The organism is Streptomyces sp. NPDC028305 (assembly GCF_055569495.1).
This window is the reverse complement of record NZ_JBVHTN010000003.1, coordinates 949987-965973: the sequence shown is the minus strand read 5'-3', so window position 1 is coordinate 965973 and position 15987 is coordinate 949987. Positions and strand designations below refer to the sequence as shown.

Sequence of the window (15987 nt, the reverse complement as noted above, 5' to 3'; positions counted from 1 at the left end):
CAACCGGAAGGGGCGGGCGATGGGGGAGTGGACGATCGGCGAGTTGGCGGCGGCGACCGGGGTGGCCGCCTCGAAGATCCGTTACTGGGAGCGCAAGGGCCTGCTGCCCGCGCCGGAACGCAGCGGCGGACAGCGGCGCTACGCCCCGCAGGACGCCGCGCGGATCGCCCGGCTGCGGCTGTGCCAGGAGGTGGGTTTCACGCTCGAGGAGATCGCGAGCATGGAGGAGCACCGCTCGTCCGGCCCCGATCTGTGGCGGGACCTGGTGCGGTCCAAGCTGGCCGACATTGACCGGCAGCGCGCCGAACTCGACCGCAGGAGTGCCCGGCTGAACGGCGCGCTGGACTGCCCGCACACCTTTCTGTCCGACTGCCCGCACTTCCGGGCGCACGTACAGGACTATCTGGCCGGGCAGGGCCCCACGGCTCAGACGTAGTAGCGGGCCACCGACTCCGCCACGCACACCGGCTTCTGCCCGCCCTCGCGCTCCACGGTCACCACCAGCGTCACCTGGAAGCCGCCGTCGGCCACCTCGGCCACCTCCGCCACCCGCCCGGTGGCGCGCAGCCGTGAGCCGACCGGGACGGGGGCGGGGAAGCGCACCTTGTTCACGCCGTAGTTGATGCCCATGCGCACGCCCTCGACCCCCAGCAGCCGCGGGGTGAACGCGGGCAGCAGGGACAGCGTCAGATAGCCGTGGGCGATCGTGGTGCCGAAGGGGCCCGTGGCCGCCTTCTCCGGGTCCACATGGATCCACTGGTGGTCGCCGGTCGCCTCGGCGAACAGGTCGATCCGCTTCTGGTCGATCTCCAGCCAGTCGCTGGGGCCGAGGTCTTCCCCGACCGCCGACCGCAGCTCTTCGGGCGAGGTGAAGATCCTTGGCTCTGCCATCTCACGGCCTCCTGGCGTCCGATCACTAAGCGACTGCTCAGCATGGACGGGCGGGCGCTGCCTGTCAACGAGCCACGGCCCTGGCGCCCGACGCGGCGGCGCGCCCGCCGATTCCCGGCGGGCGCGCCCCGATTCTCGGTCATGGCTCCCTCACACGGTCGCGTACCGCCTCCGCGGCCGCGCGGACGGGGTGGCGTGGGAGGCGGGACGGGCGGGGTGGCCGGGCCTGGTGTGGCGGGCGGCGGCGAGTGCCTCGGTCGTGAGCACCGGCACCGGTACGACGATGCCGCAGTTTCCGCACACCGGTCCCTCCCACGGGTGGCGGTCCAGGTCGTCGTGCCAGGCCAGCCGGTTCTGTGCGCAGACCGGGCAGGCCGAGGCGGGCCCCGACTCCATCGCGAGGATCAAGCGGGCGAGCACCTCCGCCAGCCGGTCCTCGGGGTGGGCCGACGGGCTCTCACAGGGCATGATGTCGCACCCGCGCCGGGTGCGCAGATGCCAGTCGTCCAGGGCGTTCGGCTGGCGGATCCCATGGAGCTTCTCCTGCCGGCGCCGGGCCGCGAACTGCGCCTCGTACCCGAGCCACAGGGTGCGCGCCTCCTCCAGCTCCTCCAGCGCCGTGATCAGCCGTGCCGGTTCGGGGTGACGGTCCTCCAGGGCGATCCCCGCCCGGGAGCACAGATGGTGCCATGTCGCCCGGTGCCCGTACGGTGCGAACCGTTCGAGGCATTTGCGCAGCGAGGTGCGGCGCGCGGTGATGTGCCTGCGTGGGTTGCGAACGTCTCGTGCGAGTGCTCTGAAACCGGCCATCTCTTTCCACCTCCGCGGGTGCGGACCCGACTCGTTGTCGAATGGACGTAACAGAGCGCGAACCGGATCCCTTCGATTCCGAGGAAACGGAAGGAAGTTGAAAAAAGGCGAAGGACCTCGGGCCGAAAGGAGAAGGTGACGGTTGCTCATCTTCCGAACAGGTCATACCGCCGGTAACCTCCCGTCCCAACGGCACCCGGGAGGAGCGTATATGCGACGACGAACCGGCAAGCTCACCTGTACCGCGATAGCCACGACGGCCGTGCTGGCACTGGGCGCCGCGCTCGCGGGGCCACTCCCGCAGCGCGCGCAGGCGGCGCCGGCCGCAGCGGCCGTCACCGACTACTGCCAGGGCCAGTGCTCGGACATCCTGCCGCCCGGCCAGAACGGCAACGCCACGCTCGCCGACATCCTCGCCAACCGCGCGTTCGGCACCCACCCCGAGCACAGCACCGACCAGCTCGGCCCCTACAACAAGCTGGTCGCCGGGTATCCGACGCTCACCGACGACAAGCTGACCGACTTCTTCAACGACTCGTCCTTCGGGGTCCCCGCCGACCAGGTGGCCAAGGTGGACAAGCCCCGCGACGACGTGACGATCACCCGCGACAAGAAGACCGGAGTGCCCCATATCCAGGGCACCACCCGCGAGGGCACCGAGTTCGGCGCCGGATACGCCGCCGCCCAGGACCGGCTCTGGCTGATGGACCTCTTCCGGCACGTCGGCCGCGGCGAGCTCACCTCCTTCGCCGGCGGCGCCGAGTCCAACCAGGGCCTGGAGCAGAGCTTCTTCGGCCAGGCCCCGTACAAGGAGGAGGACTACCAGGCCCAGATCGACTACATCCTCGCCAGCCAGGGCGAGCGCGGCAGACAGGCCCTGGCCGACGCCCAGGCGTATGTCGACGGCATCAACGCCTACCGCAAGCAGGCCAAGGACGGCCGCTACTTCCCGGGCGAGTACGTCCTCACCGGACACATCGACGCGATCACCAACGCGGGCGAGATCGAGCCCTTCAAGCTCACCGACCTGATCGCTCTCGCCTCCGTCGTCGGCGCGCTGTTCGGCAACGGCGGCGGAGGCGAGGTGGAGTCCGCGCTGTCGCTGCTCGCCGCCCAGCAGAAGTACGGCCTGGCCGAGGGCACCCAGGTGTGGGAGTCCTTCCGCGAGCGCGACGACCCCGAGGCCGCGCTGACCGTGCACGACGGCACCAGCTTCCCGTACGCGGGCAAGCCGGCGAACGCCAAGGGCACCGCCCTGCTCGACCCCGGGTCCGTCACCCCGGAACAGCTGGTCTACGACAAGACCGGCAGCGCCAGGACCGGCGCCACGGAGCGGGTGAAGGCCCCGAAGAAGCTGGAGGCGCTGCGCGGCATCTACGACGACGGCGTGCTGCCCCGCGATCTGTTCAGCCGCAAGCACGGCATGTCCAACGCGCTCCTGGTCTCCGGCAAGTACACCGCCAGTGGCAACCCGGTCGCCGTCTTCGGCCCGCAGACCGGCTACTTCGCGCCACAGCTGCTGATGCTCCAGGAGATCCAGGGCCCGGGCATCAGCGCCCGCGGCGCCTCCTTCGCGGGCGTGGGGATGTACGTCCAGCTGGGCCGCGGCCAGGACTACGCCTGGAGCGCGACCACCTCCGCCCAGGACGTCACCGACACCTTCGCCGTCGAGCTGTGCTCCCCCGACGGCTCCGCCCCGGCCAAGGACTCCACGTACTACCGCTACCGCGGCTCCTGCCTGCCGATGGAGAAGATCGAGCGCCGCAACGCCTGGAAGCCGACGGTCGCCGACTCCACCGCCGAGGGCTCGTACCGCATGCAGGTCTACCGCACCAAGTACGGCCTGGTCACCCATCGCGCCACGGTGGACGGCAAGCCCGTCGCCTACACCCTGCTGCGCGCCACCTACCGCCACGAGGCCGACTCGATCGTCGGCTTCCAGATGCTCAACGACCCCGGCTATGTGAAAGACGCCACGTCCTTCCAGAGCGCGGCGCAGCACATCAACTACACCTTCAACTGGTTCTACGCCGACTCCCGGCAGACCGCCTACTACAACAGCGGGCTCAACATGGTCCGGGCGGCGGACGTGGACCCCTCGCTTCCGGTCAAGGCCGAGGCGGCTTACGAGTGGCGGGACTTCGACCCGGCGGTCAACACCGCCGCGTACACTCCGCCCGCCCAGCACCCCCAGTCCATCGACCAGGACTACTACATCAGCTGGAACAACCGGCAGGCCAAGGGATACACGGCGGCCGGCTTCGGCAACGGCTCCGTGCACCGCGGAAACCTTCTCGACGACCGGGTGCGGGCGTTGGTGAAGAAGGGCGGGGTGACCCGTGCCGCGCTCACCCGCGCCATGGCCGAGGCGGCCGTCGCCGATCTGCGCGGTGAGGACGTGCTTCCCGAGTTGCTCAAGGTCCTGCGCAGCGCGCCCATCACCGACGCGCAGGCGGCCAAGGCCGTGCAGCAGCTGGAGTCCTGGCAGGCGGCGGGCGCCCAGCGCCGCGAGACATCCGCCGGCTCGCACACCTATGGGCACCCCGACGCCGTACGGATCATGGACGCGTGGTGGCCGCTTCTGGTGGAGGCCGAGTTCAAACCTCAGCTGGGCGGCGAACTCTACGATGCGCTGCGCGCCAATCTGACCGTCGACGAGGCGCCCTCGGCCGGTCACGGGCCCACCGGCTCGCACGCCGGATCCTCCTTCCAGTACGGCTGGTGGTCCTACGTCGACAAGGATCTGCGCGCCGTCCTCGGCGAGGACGTCAAGGGGCCGCTCGCCAAGAAGTACTGCGGCGCCGGTGACCTGTCCGCCTGCCGCGACGCCCTCCTGACCAGCCTGAAGCAGGCCGCGGCCAAGCCCGCCACGGAGGTCTACCCGGGTGACGCGAACTGCTCGGCGGGCGAGCAGTGGTGCGCCGACTCCATCATCCAGCGCCCGCTGGGCGGCGTCACCCACGACAAGGTGCACTGGCAGAACCGGCCGACCTACCAGCAGGTCGTGGAATTCCCGAATCACCGCTGACGGCAACGCGGCGCGGCGGCGCCCGCGGCGGATTTCTCCCCTACCCGCCCCTTCCCGAACGATGGGGGCTCCGCCCCCCTGGCCCCCCGAACGCCCTCCGGGCGCATGCGGGCACCTCCCAGCGGTAGCTGGAGAGGAGCTCGAGGACCGGGGTCTGGGGCGGAGTCCCAGTTGCGGGAAGGGGCGGGTAGGGGACGGCCCGCCGCAGGCGCCGCGGCCCCGCGCCCGGGCCGCGCGTCGCCGCCGAGGCGGGAAATCCGGGGCCGGGAATGCGGTCCGCCGAATTCCCGAATACAAATCCCGAGAAAATTGCCGCTGTTCTCCGGATCAGCTTGCCGGAGCCCGCTGGACTATGCTGCCAAGCCGGAATTCGTACGTAATCTCGAAACGGAAGGCCGGCATGCCCTTAAACCCCCGGTGGCAGTACCCCACGGCGCTGCTGGACACCACGATGGACCAGCTCCGCACGCTGCTCGCGGTCCACGAGGCGGGTACCGCGCTGGGCGCCGCCCGGCTGCTGGGGCGGGAGCAGTCCAGTGTCCAGAAACAACTCGACACCATGAATCGGAACTTCGGCGCGCTGTGCGGCGAGCCGCTTGTGCTCAAGCGCGGCCGGAGCCAGAACGTGCTTTTCACCGCCACGGGAGAGGCCCTGGCCGAACTCGCGCGCGGCACCCTGAAGGACTGGCTGGAGTCCGTGCACGGCTGCCGCCGCCGTCTGGGCAGCCGGCTGAACGTGGGCTCCACCCGCTACACCCTCGGCTTCCTCCTCAACGCCGTGGAACTGGTCACCGAGGACTTCGAGCGCCGCGGGGTCGAGCTCAAGGTCGAGCATGTGCGCACCCGCGACCTGCTGGACCGGCTCGCCTCCAAGGAGCTCGACCTGGTCTGCGGCTCCGTGCTGACCACCGGGGACGGGGACAGCCGGCTGGACGGCTTCGAGGTGATGGAGTGGCGGCGCAGCGGTCTGTCCCTGGTGACCAATCTCGCCGAGGACGAGCTGCCCGGCCCCGGGCTCTCGGTCCGCGACCTCCCCGGGCTGCCGCTCGCGGTCTCCGCCGACGGCCTGATCCCCGGCTTTCTGCGCGGCTGGTTCGGCGCCCGCTACCGCCAGGAGCTGAACATCGCGGCCGAGATCGACACCGTGCAGTACGGCCTGGAACTGCTCTCCTCGGGCGTGCTGCGCGGCTGTGTGCTGGTGACCCAGGGGATCGGCGAGGCGGTCGCCGACGGGCGGCTTCAGCGCGGCGCGGGGCTGCGGACGCTCCAGCTGGCCGACGACCTCGGGCCGGACCTGGCGGTGCTGGTCGGGGTGTTCGTACGCGGCGGGGAGCGCGCCGCGTGGGACGCGGCCCACCCGCTGAACGTCCTGTGGGACGCGCTGGCGGGCGAGAACGCCCACTGGCGGAGCGTCATGAGAAAGCCGCACGCCGAAGGCGCGGGCCCGGCCGGCGCTTAGGGGTGCCCGGCGGCTCCGCCGCGTGACAGGGGCTCCGCCCCTGGACCCCCGGGGTCTGGGCCCTGTTCCCGCACCAGGCCGTGGGCGGACAGGTGGTCCGCGAGCGCGGTGAACTCGGCGGCGTCGCGGCCCAGCCGCTTCATCTCGTACACCGTGAGGATCACCCGGCAGTGCGGCGCGTGGGTCCTGATCCCACGGGCGGCGGCCGGCGCGGCCTCGAACTGCGGACGGACACGCACCCGGGTGCGGTTTGAGGGTCCGTCATGAGCCCGGATTTTCGCCCAATGCAACCCCCGGAATGGGGTGCCCCCCGCCTTTGAGCGAGAACGAGTTGTGCGAGCCGACCCGGGGCCCGGAGGGTCTTCCCCGGCCGACGAGTGATCTTGCTCCAGTAAAGGATCCGCTTGTGGGAGGCGTATCCGTGCGGGGGCTTGCCGCTGCCGTCTCCAGGTCGCTCGCGCCGGCCCGTCCACCTCCGGCCAGCGGGGACGTCCCGGCGGGAGGCACACACCGGCATGTGTGTCGACCCCCCGCAGGTGGGACAGCACTTCCAGCCGAAATGCTCCCGGCCGAGCGTCCCCCGCCCCCAGCCTACAAGGCGATGGTCGTTAAAACATTGATTCACTGGCGTATTTGGTATTAAGACAAGCATTCACCATCTTTGTCAGCTCACTTTTTCGCCGAGCATGACTGGGTCAGCGACAGCTCGGGGAAGGGTGTTTTGGCATGGCGGATTGGGTGAAGGTCGCGGGCAGTCTCACTGCCATCTCGGCGGGGTCCAGGACGACGGTGTGGGGTGTGAACGCGGCGAGCAGCATCTTCCGGTACACCAACTACGACGCCAACCCGTGGATCAACATCCCGGGGGCGCTGAGCGACATCGGGGCGGGCGCCGACGGCACTGTATGGGGCGTCAACGGCGGCAACCAGATCTTCCGGTACACCGGGGACCAGGACAGCTCGAACCCGTGGAAGAACATCTCTGGCAGCCTGGTCCGCATCGACGCGGGTTCCAGGACGAACGTGTGGGGGGTGGACTCCGCCAACGCCATCTACCGGTACACGAACCACGACGCCAACCCGTGGATCAAGATCCCCGGGGCGCTGAGCGACATCGGCGCGGGCGCCGACGGCACTGTATGGGGCGTCAACGGCGGCAACCAGATCTTCCGGTACACCGGGGACCAGGACAGCTCGAACCCGTGGAAGAACGTCTCCGGCAGCCTGAAGCGCATCGCGGTGGGCTCCCGGACGAACGTGTGGGGCGTCGATCCCGCCGGCAGCATCTACCGGTACACCAACAACGACGCCAGCGGCGTCAACCCGTGGATCAAGATCCCCGGCACTGCCACCGACATCGCCGCCGGCGCCGACGGCACCGTGTGGCACATCAACAGCGGCAACGAGATCTACCGGTACACCGGCGACCAGCCGAGCTGATCCCTGCCCCACCACCCGTGCGGGCCCCCGGCCAGGACAGGTCGGGGGCCCGCATCGGCATCCTGGCCAGTCCTCCGCGTCGTCGTCCGGCTCGGACGCGTCCGGATCGCGCAGGGTCCGCAGTCCCTCGCCCGGCCCTCTGGCCGCGACATCGAACTGGTAGCGGCCCATGAAGTTGATGTGCCGGTCCCAACTCGTCGGGGTGCCAGAGCTTGCGTTGCCCGCTGACGCGATTCAGCTGATGTGGAAATTGTTCCCCTGCGCGGTCGCCACCGTCAGGGGCTGTACCAGGGCGTCCCTCTTTTATCGGATGATGTCAGGTAATTATCCGGTCAGCGGGGCGTACGTTCCTTGACACGGCTGTCGAGTACGGCTGCGGCCGGGCCCGATGCGGGTGTCCGGCAAGGCCAGTCCCCGGCAGGTCGGTGCCTTTCCGAACCGACCAGCCGCGTGTGGCGCCTGCACGATGGGGCGACAGCGTTCACCCAGCCGTCTGAAGGGGGATGTCGAAGCCTTCGCGGCTGGGCCATCTGCCACGAACGGGCCGCACCAGGCGGCCCATCCTCGCGTTTCCGGGAGATCCCGTGCGCATCCGCACCATGCTGACCGCTCTTGCCCTGACTGCCGCCGGCTTCATCGCCGCTGCCGGCCCCGCCACCGCCGACGATTTCGACCTCGGCTACGGCAGCCTCAACATCCAGCTGTGCACCGGCGACAACTGCGGCAACGCCCCAATCCCGGACTGATCCCTGCCCGGGACACCCGTGGTCAGCAACCCGCAGCAGGCCCCGCGCGACGCGATTGCGGAGAGCGCCGTCGCTGGCGAGGAGGATGGCGCGCTGCCTCCCAACCCGTCCGCACCAGGTCCGTCAAGCACAGGTGACGGCTGGTGTGCGTGGAGAACCGCTCCGTCTGGGGCAGAGCCCCAGTTGAGGGAAGGGGCGGGTAGGGGCGGTGTCCGATATGCGGGCTCCGCCGCGTGGCCCCGCCGCAGGCGTCAAGATCCCCGGAAACCCCCAGGTCCTTTCGCGCGCCGCCCTACCGCCGTCGTGCCCCTTCCGTTGACACATACCGACTGGTTAGTCTGCCGGGCAGGCTGAGCGATGCCGTCCGCCCCGCCCCCGGCCGAAGGAGCATGCGTGGGTACCGTGCGTGGAGCGCGAACCGTGGTCACCGGGGCAGGGGGCGGCATCGGCGCCGCCCTGGCCCGCCGCTTCGCCGCCGAAGGGGCCCGCGTCGTGGTCAACGACCTCGACGCCGACAAGGCCAGGGCCGTCGCCGAGGAGATCGGCGCCGTGGCCGTGCCGGGCGATGCCTCCCATGTGGTCCCCGCGGCGCGGGCGGCGCTCGGCGGCGCCGTCGACATCTACTGCGCCAACGCCGGCGTCGCCCCCGTCGGCGGCCCCGAGGCCGCCGAGGAGCTGTGGGAGGCGGCCTGGGACGTCAACGTCATGGCGCATGTCCGGGCGGCCCGCGAGCTGCTGCCCGACTGGCTGGAGCGCGGCAGCGGCCGCTTCGTCTCCACCGTCTCCGCCGCCGGCCTGCTGACCATGGTCGGCTCTGCCCCGTACAGCGTGTCCAAGCACGCCGCGCTCGCCTTCGCCGAGTGGCTGTCCGCGACCTACCGCCACCGCGGCGTCAGCGTCCACGCGATCTGCCCGCAGGGCGTCCGCACCGATATGCTGCACGCCACCGGGGCCACCGGCGACCTCGTCCTCGTGCCGACCGCGATCGAGCCCGAGCAGGTCGCCGACGCCCTCTTCGACGGGATCGCGCAGGAGCGCTTCCTGATCCTTCCGCACCCAGAGGTCGCCGAGTACTACGCGGCCCGCGCCGGTGACACCGACCGCTGGCTGGCGGGCATGAACCACCTCCAGCGCAAGCTCGAAGAGGCCACACCCACACCCCCGAGCAGACAGGGCCGCACCCCATGACCTCGTATCAGGACCAGCCATGGCTCGCTCAGCTCACCGAGGTGCAGCGCCGGTCGATCCGGCCGCGGCCGAGCGTGCTGCACGCCTTCCGGGACGCCGTGCGGGAGCGGCCTCACCGCGCGGCGCTCGCCTATTTCGACGGGCGGCTGACGTACCGGGAGGTCGACGCGCTCTCCGACGGCATCGCCGGCCATCTCGCCGCGCGGGGCTTCCGGCCCGGCGACCGGCTCGCGGTCATGCTCCAGAACACCCCGCACTTCGTGCTCGCCCTGCTCGGCGCGTGGAAGGCGGGCGGCACGGTGGTGCCGGTCAACCCCATGTACAAGGCGGGCGAGCTGGGGCACATCCTGGCCGACGCCGAGGCGACCGCCCTGGTGTGCGCCGACCACGCCTGGGAGGGGTGGGTGCGGGAGGCGGCCGCCGCCTCCCCCGTACGCATCGCGCTCACCGCCGACGCGTACGACTTCCAGACCCGCGACGACCCCCGGGTGCTGAACCACGGGCGCATCCCCGTCCCCGAGGACACCGAGGACCTGCTCGCGGTGGCCCGCGGCGGTGCGCTGCCGCCCGCCGTGCCGGAGCCGGGCCTCGACGACATCGCGCTGATCAGCTACACCTCGGGGACCAGCGGCACCCCCAAGGGCGCCATGAACACCCATGGCAACGTCTCCTACAACGCCGAGCGGCAGCATGTCGCCCACGAGATGCCCGACGGCTCCACCATCTTCGTGCTCGCGCCCCTGTTCCACATCACCGGCATGGTCTGCGAGCTGTCCGCCTCCATCGCGGACGGCGGGACCCTCGCCATGGCCTACCGCTTCGAGCCGGGCGTCGTCCTCGACGCCTTCGTCGAGCACCGCCCCGCCTACACCGTCGGCCCCTCCACCGCCTTCATGGCGCTGATGGCCCACCCGAAGGTGACCCGCGACCACTTCACGTCCTTCCTGCTCGCCTCCTCGGGCGGGGCCCCGGTGCCGCCCGCGCTGGTCGAGCGGTTCGAGGCCGCCTTCGGCCTCTACCTCAAGAACGGCTACGGCCTGACCGAGTGCACCGCCCCCTGCGCCAGCGTCCCGCCCGGCAAGCGGGCCCCCGTCGACCCGGTCTCGGGCACCCTGGCGGTCGGCCTGCCCGGCCCGGACAGCGTGGTGCGCATCATCGACGACGAGGGCAGGGACGTGCCGTTCGGTGAACCGGGCGAGATCGCGGTGCGCGGCCCCATGGTGGTGCCCGGCTACTGGCGGGCACCGGAGGCCGGCGCGGCCGCCCTGCCCGACGGGGAGCTGCGCACCGGGGACATCGGCTTCATGGACCCGGACGGCTGGCTGTATGTCGTGGACCGCAAGAAGGACATGATCAACGCCTCCGGCTTCAAGGTGTGGCCGCGCGAGGTCGAGGACGTCCTGTACACCCACCCCGCGGTGCGCGAGGCGGCCGTCGTCGGCGTCCCCGACCCGTACCGCGGGGAGACCGTCAAGGCGTACATCAGCCTGCGGCCGGGCACCGAGGCGGCGCCGGAGGAGCTGACCGCGTACTGCGCGGAGCGGCTCGCGGCGTACAAGTATCCGCGCAGGATAGAGATCCTGCCCGAGCTGCCGAAGACGGCCAGTGGCAAGATCCTCCGACGGGAACTGCGGGACGCGCGGCGCCCCCCGGAGTAGCACCCGGCACGAACGAGAGGCAGGTGGCGACGAGATGGCCAGGACGAGGGAAGGTGACGGGAAACCCGTGCCGCAGCGCTTGCTGGCCGCGGCCACCCGCCTCTTCGCCGAGCGCGGCTACGACCGGACCTCCGTCCAGGAGATCGTCGAGGCGGCGGGCGTCACCAAGGGCGCCCTCTACCACTACTTCGGCTCCAAGGACGACCTGCTGCACGAGATCTACGGGCGGGTGCTGCGGCTCCAGCAGGAGCGCCTGGACGCCTTCGCGGACGCGGACGCGCCGGTCGAGCAGCGGTTGCGCGACGCGGCCGCCGACGTGGTCGTCACCACCATCGAGAACCTCGACGACGCGACGATCTTCTTCCGCTCCATGCACCATCTGAGCCCGGAGAAGCACAAGCAGGTACGGGCGGAGCGGCGCCGCTACCACGAGCGGTTCCGCGCCCTGGTGGAGGAGGGCCAGCGGGCCGGGGTGTTCAGCTCGCACACCCCAGCCGACCTGGTGGTGGACTACCACTTCGGCTCGGTCCACCACCTGGGCACCTGGTACCGCCCGGACGGACCGCTCAACCCCCAGCAGGTCGCCGACCACCTCGCCGACCTGCTGCTGCGCGCCCTGCGGCCCTGACACAGGGGCTTCAGCCTGATCTTGCAAGGAACCCCGGGTCTTCAGACCTGGGAGGAATTGCATTCTGAGCCGGCGGCGCGAAGCGCCGCCGCATCGCTTCGTAAAGCTCTCACGATGATGCCGCGCTCAGTGTGGGCGCTTCTGGTTCTCGATGTACTTCTTGACCACGGCCAGCGGTGCGCCACCGTAGGGACCTGCGAAGTAGGACGGGGACTAGAAGTGCTCCCCACAGGTACTTGCGGACGTGCGTGGGGAACTCCCGACAGAGGCGGCGTGCGGAGACGCCTTTGAGGCTGCCGACGAGCCGGGAGAAGGCAGCGGACGGCGGGTAGCGCACGAGCAGGAGGACGTGATCTGCATGGAGGGTGTTGACGAGGCTTCTTCCCCTGCGGACATCGGGGTCTGGCCATCATGGTGACATACGGTAATGTTACGCTCACACTGTGAAGATCGTCGTGCAGGTCAAACTCATCCCGGACGCCGCGCAGGCACCGGCGCTTGAGCGCACCCTGCCTGCGATCAACGAGGCCGCGAACTGGGTCTCTGCCGTGGCCTTCGAGCACTTCAAGCTCAAGGGAAGTGTGCGTGAGTTGCGGAAGCGGTGTTACGGCGAGCTGAAGGCCCGTGGGTTCGGGGCACAGGCCGCGCAGCACATCATCAAGCGAGTGGCCGACGCCTACACCACACTGCGGGCCAACATCAGGGCCGGGAACCTCGGCCCCGAGCACTCCAAGCGGCGGCAAAAGGCGGAGTCCAAGCCGATCGTCTTCCGCCCGCACGCCGCGCACACTTTTGACGACCGGTGTCTGAGCTGGAACTACGGCACCCGGACCGTGAGCATCTGGACCCTGGACGGCCGGATCAGACATGTGCGGTTCGCCTGCTCGCCCGGCGCGCTCAAGCAACTCACCGAGCACCGTCAGGGCGAATCGGACCTGGTGTTCCGCGACGGGAAGTGGTTCCTGGTCGCCACCTGTGAGATCCCCGAAGCGCCGCGGTTCGAGCCGAAGGGCTTCATCGGCGTGGACCGGGGCATCAGCAACCTCGCCACCACCTCCGACGGCGACAACCACTCCGGCCGCCGTCTGGGACGGTACCGGCGCTGGCAGGCCCGCAAGAAGGCCGAACTCCAGGCCAGGCAGACCCGCAGCGCGAAGCAGCTCCTCAAGAAGCGTGCCCGTCGTGAGGCGCGGCACGCGACCCACATCAATCACAAGATCGCCAAGACTGTCGTTGCTGTCGCCCAATGCACCGGACGCGGCCTTGCCCTGGAACAGCTCCAGGGCATCCGCGATCGGGTCACGGTTCCCCGCGACCAGCGAGCACGCCTGTCCTCCTGGCCGTTCCACCAGCTCGGCTCGTTCATCGCCTACAAGGCCCGCCGTGCCGGCGTGCCGTTCATCGAGGTGGACCCGGCCTACACCTCGCAGCGCTGCCCGCGCTGCGGCCACACCGAGAAAGCCAACCGGCCCACTCGGGACCACTTCTCCTGTCGTCGGTGTGGCCTCGCTGGGCCGGCCGACCACGTCGCCGGGGCCAACATCGCACAGCGAGGGGCCACGGCGTGGGTATTCGTCAACATGCCCGATCCAGTCCCCGCATCGACAGGGACCGGTAAATGTGACCCGTGACCGCCCTGCCGTAGGGGGCAGTCGGGAGCAAAAACAGAGCCGCATCGAACCGAGTCAACAAACTCGGTCGTTCACGGCCGAGTAGTTGACAGGTACTTCTTCAGCTCCCGCCGCGCCAGCGACCGCTGGTGCACCTCGTCAGGCCCGTCCGCGAGCCGCAGCGTCCGCGCCGCGGCCCACAGCTCGGCCAGCGGGAAGTCCTGGCTGACCCCGCCCGCCCCGTGCAGCTGCACCGCCCGGTCCAGGATGTCGACCACCGTGCGCGGGGTGGCGATCTTGATGGCCTGGATCTCGGTGTGCGCCTCGCGGTTGCCGACCGTGTCCATCAGCCAGGCCGTCTTGAGGACCAGCAGCCGTAGCTGCTCGACGGCCACCCGGGCGTCCGCGATCCACTCATGGACCTGGCCCTGCCGGGCGAGCGGCTTGCCGAAGGCCGTACGGGACACCGCGCGGCGGCACATCAGCTCGATCGCGCGCTCGGCCATGCCGATCAGCCGCATGCAGTGGTGGATACGGCCGGGGCCGAGACGGGCCTGGGCGATGGCGAAGCCGCCGCCCTCCTCCCCGATCAGATTCGCCGCCGGGACGCGCACCCCGTGGAAGACCACCTCGGCATGGCCGCCGTGGTAGTGGTCCTCATAGCCGTAGACCCGCATGGCCCGGCGCACCTCGACGCCCTCGGCCTCGCGCTCCACCAGCACCATCGACTGCTGACGGCGGATGTCGGGGCCATCAGGGGCAGTCTTGCCCATCACGATGAAGACCTTGCAGTCCGGGTTCATCGCCCCGGAGATGTACCACTTGCGGCCGGTGATGACGTAGTCGTCGCCGTCGCGCTCGATCCGGGTCTCGATGTTGGTCGCGTCGGACGAGGCGACCTCGGGCTCGGTCATCGCGAAGGCGGACCGGATCTCGCCCGCGAGCAGCGGCTCCAGCCACTGCTTGCGCTGCCGCTCGCTGCCGAACTGGGCGAGCACCTCCATGTTCCCGGTGTCCGGGGCGGCGCAGTTCAGCGCCGTGGGGGCCAGTTGGGGGCTGTGGCCGGTGATCTCGGCGAGCGGGGCGTACTGGAGATTGGTCAGCCCCGCGCCCAGCCCGGGATCGGGCAGGAAGAGATTCCACAGGCCCCGCTCGCGGGCCTTCGCCTTGAGCTCCTCGACGACGGGCGGGGTGCGCCAGGGGGAGTCCTGCCGCGCGCGCTGCTCCTCGGCCACCGCCTCCGCCGGGTGGACATGGTCCGCCATGAAGGCGAGCAGCTCGGCCCGCAGCTCCTCGGTGCGGGCGTCGAATGCGAAGTCCATGGCTGTCTCAGCCCTTCCGTAGCGTGGTGAGGCCGTTCTCGACGAACACCGGGACGACCTCGCCGATGCGGTCGAAGCCGGCGCCGACGGTCTGGCCGAGGGTGAACCGGTAGTGGATGCCTTCGAGGATCACGGCGAGCTTGAAGTAGGCGAAGGCCGTGTACCAGGCGACGCCGCCCACATCGCGGCCCGAGCCGGCCGCGTACCGCTCGATCAGCTCGCGCGGCGCGGGGTGGCCGGGGGCGCCGCTGGTCGTGGTGATCGGCGAGTCCGCCGTCTCCTGCTGCTCGCTGTACATCACCAGCAGGCCCAGGTCGGTCAGCGGATCGCCGAGGGTGGACATCTCCCAGTCGAGAATCGCCTTGATCCGGTCATCGGTGCCCACGAGCACGTTGTCCAGCCGGTAGTCGCCGTGCACGACGGCGGGGGCGGGAGAGGCCGGCAGGGCCTTGCCGAGCGCCTCGTGCAGCTCGTCGATCCCGGGCAGCTCACGGCTGCGCGACGCGGCCAGCTGCTTGCCCCAGCGGCGCAGCTGCCGCTCCAGGAACCCGTCCGGCCGCCCGAAGTCGGCGAGACCGACGGCGGCCGGATCGACGGCGTGCAGCCCGACCAGGGTGTCCACCAGGCCGAGGACGACACGGCGGGTGCGCTCCGGGCCGAGTGGGGCGAGCTGTTCGGCCGTGCGGTACGGCGTGCCCTCGACGAACTCCATGACGTAGAAGGGCGCTCCCAGGACCGACTCGTCCTCGCACAGCAGCACCGGCCCCGGAACCGGCACGCTGGTCGGGTGCAGCGCGCCGATCACCCGGTGCTCGCGCCGCATGTCGTGGGCGGTGGCGAGCACATGGCCCAGCGGCGGACGGCGTACGACCCAGCGGGCGGCGCCGTCGGTGACCGCGTAGGTGAGGTTCGACCGGCCGCCGGGGATCAGCTCGGCGCGCAGCGGCCCGCCGCGCACCAGCCCCGGCCGCTCGCGGTCCAGATGGGCGCGGAGCCGCTCGAGGTCGAGTCCTGGCGGATTGCCTGAGGTCATCGGGTCTCTTCCTCCGTCAAGGTTCAAGGGGGCTACGGGCGGACGCGGGGCGTCGGCGGACGGTCCCGCATCATGATGCCGACCAGTCGGTATGGCGTCCAGTGCTGAGCCCACCGGGGCATGCCGCCGGTTTGCGCCGGGTGCGCGGGAGCAGGAGCGTCGAAGAGGGGAGCT

Annotated in this window: 14 protein-coding genes and 1 pseudogene; 9 read left to right on the top strand and 6 right to left on the bottom strand. The window is 70.6% G+C overall.

The features are described 5' to 3' along the window. The first annotated feature begins 19 nt into the window (after positions 1–19). Positions 20–436: a MerR family transcriptional regulator gene (locus ACZ4WQ_RS15450; RefSeq protein WP_398376779.1), complete on the top strand. Its 417-nt coding sequence runs from the start codon at positions 20–22 to the stop codon at positions 434–436. On the opposite strand, the gene ACZ4WQ_RS15445 is transcribed toward ACZ4WQ_RS15450, so the two are convergent. Together ACZ4WQ_RS15445 and ACZ4WQ_RS15440 are read right to left on the bottom strand one after the other, a co-directional pair. Then, on the bottom strand, positions 427–891 hold the full coding sequence (locus ACZ4WQ_RS15445; RefSeq protein ID WP_385349208.1) for a MaoC family dehydratase: 465 nt from the start codon (positions 889–891) through the stop codon (positions 427–429). The two genes, ACZ4WQ_RS15450 and ACZ4WQ_RS15445, sit on opposite strands and share 10 nt — an antisense overlap. 150 nt (positions 892–1041) lie before the next feature. Further along, a complete protein-coding gene (locus ACZ4WQ_RS15440) occupies positions 1042–1701 on the bottom strand; it encodes a hypothetical protein (protein ID WP_311725193.1) in 660 nt (219 codons plus the stop codon). Positions 1702–1912: 211 nt separating this feature from the next. Between ACZ4WQ_RS15440 and ACZ4WQ_RS15435 the strand changes: the two genes are divergently transcribed. Both ACZ4WQ_RS15435 and ACZ4WQ_RS15430 read left to right on the top strand, forming a co-directional pair. Beyond that, a complete protein-coding gene (locus ACZ4WQ_RS15435; RefSeq protein WP_398376781.1) occupies positions 1913–4729 on the top strand; it encodes a penicillin acylase family protein in 2817 nt (938 codons plus the stop codon). Positions 4730–5129: 400 nt separating this feature from the next. Then, entirely contained in the window at positions 5130–6188 is a 1059-nt protein-coding gene (locus ACZ4WQ_RS15430) for a LysR family transcriptional regulator (protein ID WP_398376782.1), read from the top strand. Here ACZ4WQ_RS15430 and ACZ4WQ_RS15425 read toward each other — a convergent pair. Further along, positions 6185–6427 carry a hypothetical protein gene (locus tag ACZ4WQ_RS15425; RefSeq protein WP_398376784.1) on the bottom strand — a complete coding sequence of 81 codons (243 nt, stop codon included), beginning with the start codon at positions 6425–6427 and terminating at the stop codon, positions 6185–6187. The genes ACZ4WQ_RS15430 and ACZ4WQ_RS15425 overlap by 4 nt on opposite strands. A gap of 487 nt (positions 6428–6914) precedes the next feature. Here ACZ4WQ_RS15425 and ACZ4WQ_RS15420 point away from each other — a divergent pair, with 487 nt between their 5' ends. The 5 genes from ACZ4WQ_RS15420 (at position 6915) to ACZ4WQ_RS15400 (ending at position 11848) form a co-directional block, all read left to right on the top strand. Further along, entirely contained in the window at positions 6915–7628 is a 714-nt protein-coding gene (locus ACZ4WQ_RS15420) for a tectonin domain-containing protein (RefSeq protein ID WP_398376786.1), read from the top strand. 584 nt (positions 7629–8212) lie between these two features. After that, entirely contained in the window at positions 8213–8374 is a 162-nt protein-coding gene (locus ACZ4WQ_RS15415) for a hypothetical protein (protein WP_385350517.1), read from the top strand. Positions 8375–8767: 393 nt separating this feature from the next. Next, the gene (locus ACZ4WQ_RS15410) at positions 8768–9562 is read left to right on the top strand and encodes an SDR family oxidoreductase (RefSeq protein ID WP_398376787.1); all 795 of its coding nucleotides are present in this window, start codon (positions 8768–8770) and stop codon (positions 9560–9562) included. Continuing rightward, positions 9559–11220, top strand: coding sequence for an AMP-binding protein (locus ACZ4WQ_RS15405; RefSeq protein WP_398376788.1), 1662 nt, complete (start codon positions 9559–9561; stop codon positions 11218–11220). The genes ACZ4WQ_RS15410 and ACZ4WQ_RS15405 overlap by 4 nt, the downstream gene beginning before the upstream one ends. Before the next feature lie 34 nt (positions 11221–11254). Then, on the top strand, positions 11255–11848 hold the full coding sequence (locus ACZ4WQ_RS15400) for a TetR/AcrR family transcriptional regulator (protein ID WP_311725198.1): 594 nt from the start codon (positions 11255–11257) through the stop codon (positions 11846–11848). Between the two features lie 126 nt (positions 11849–11974). Here ACZ4WQ_RS15400 and tnpA read toward each other — a convergent pair. After that, a pseudogene (gene tnpA / locus ACZ4WQ_RS15395) lies at positions 11975–12254 on the bottom strand (IS200/IS605 family transposase); the annotation flags it as partial. Between the two features lie 37 nt (positions 12255–12291). Between tnpA and ACZ4WQ_RS15390 the strand changes: the two are divergent. Beyond that, positions 12292–13479, top strand: coding sequence for an RNA-guided endonuclease InsQ/TnpB family protein (locus ACZ4WQ_RS15390; protein ID WP_398376790.1), 1188 nt, complete (start codon positions 12292–12294; stop codon positions 13477–13479). 71 nt (positions 13480–13550) lie between these two features. Here ACZ4WQ_RS15390 and ACZ4WQ_RS15385 read toward each other — a convergent pair whose 3' ends face one another. Beyond that, the gene (locus ACZ4WQ_RS15385) at positions 13551–14780 is read right to left on the bottom strand and encodes an acyl-CoA dehydrogenase family protein (RefSeq protein ID WP_398376791.1); all 1230 of its coding nucleotides are present in this window, start codon (positions 14778–14780) and stop codon (positions 13551–13553) included. Positions 14781–14787: 7 nt separating this feature from the next. Beyond that, positions 14788–15813 (bottom strand): phosphotransferase family protein, encoded by a 1026-nt coding sequence (locus ACZ4WQ_RS15380; RefSeq protein WP_398376792.1) that lies wholly within the window; start codon positions 15811–15813, stop codon positions 14788–14790. Positions 15814–15987 lie beyond the last annotated feature (174 nt).

Excerpts from the sequence above, each read along its gene's own strand:
- ACZ4WQ_RS15450 (WP_398376779.1), top strand. The coding sequence starts at position 20 with ATGGGGGAGTGGACGATCGGCGAGTTGGCGGCGGCGACCGGGGTGGCC.
- ACZ4WQ_RS15435 (WP_398376781.1), top strand. The coding sequence starts at position 1,913 with ATGCGACGACGAACCGGCAAGCTCACCTGTACCGCGATAGCCACGACG.
- ACZ4WQ_RS15405 (WP_398376788.1), top strand. The coding sequence starts at position 9,559 with ATGACCTCGTATCAGGACCAGCCATGGCTCGCTCAGCTCACCGAGGTG.
- ACZ4WQ_RS15440 (WP_311725193.1), bottom strand. The coding sequence starts at position 1,701 with ATGGCCGGTTTCAGAGCACTCGCACGAGACGTTCGCAACCCACGCAGG.
- ACZ4WQ_RS15400 (WP_311725198.1), top strand. The coding sequence starts at position 11,255 with ATGGCCAGGACGAGGGAAGGTGACGGGAAACCCGTGCCGCAGCGCTTG.
- ACZ4WQ_RS15430 (WP_398376782.1), top strand. The coding sequence starts at position 5,130 with ATGCCCTTAAACCCCCGGTGGCAGTACCCCACGGCGCTGCTGGACACC.
- ACZ4WQ_RS15445 (WP_385349208.1), bottom strand. The coding sequence starts at position 891 with ATGGCAGAGCCAAGGATCTTCACCTCGCCCGAAGAGCTGCGGTCGGCG.
- ACZ4WQ_RS15385 (WP_398376791.1), bottom strand. The coding sequence starts at position 14,780 with ATGGACTTCGCATTCGACGCCCGCACCGAGGAGCTGCGGGCCGAGCTG.
- ACZ4WQ_RS15420 (WP_398376786.1), top strand. The coding sequence starts at position 6,915 with ATGGCGGATTGGGTGAAGGTCGCGGGCAGTCTCACTGCCATCTCGGCG.
- ACZ4WQ_RS15380 (WP_398376792.1), bottom strand. The coding sequence starts at position 15,813 with ATGACCTCAGGCAATCCGCCAGGACTCGACCTCGAGCGGCTCCGCGCC.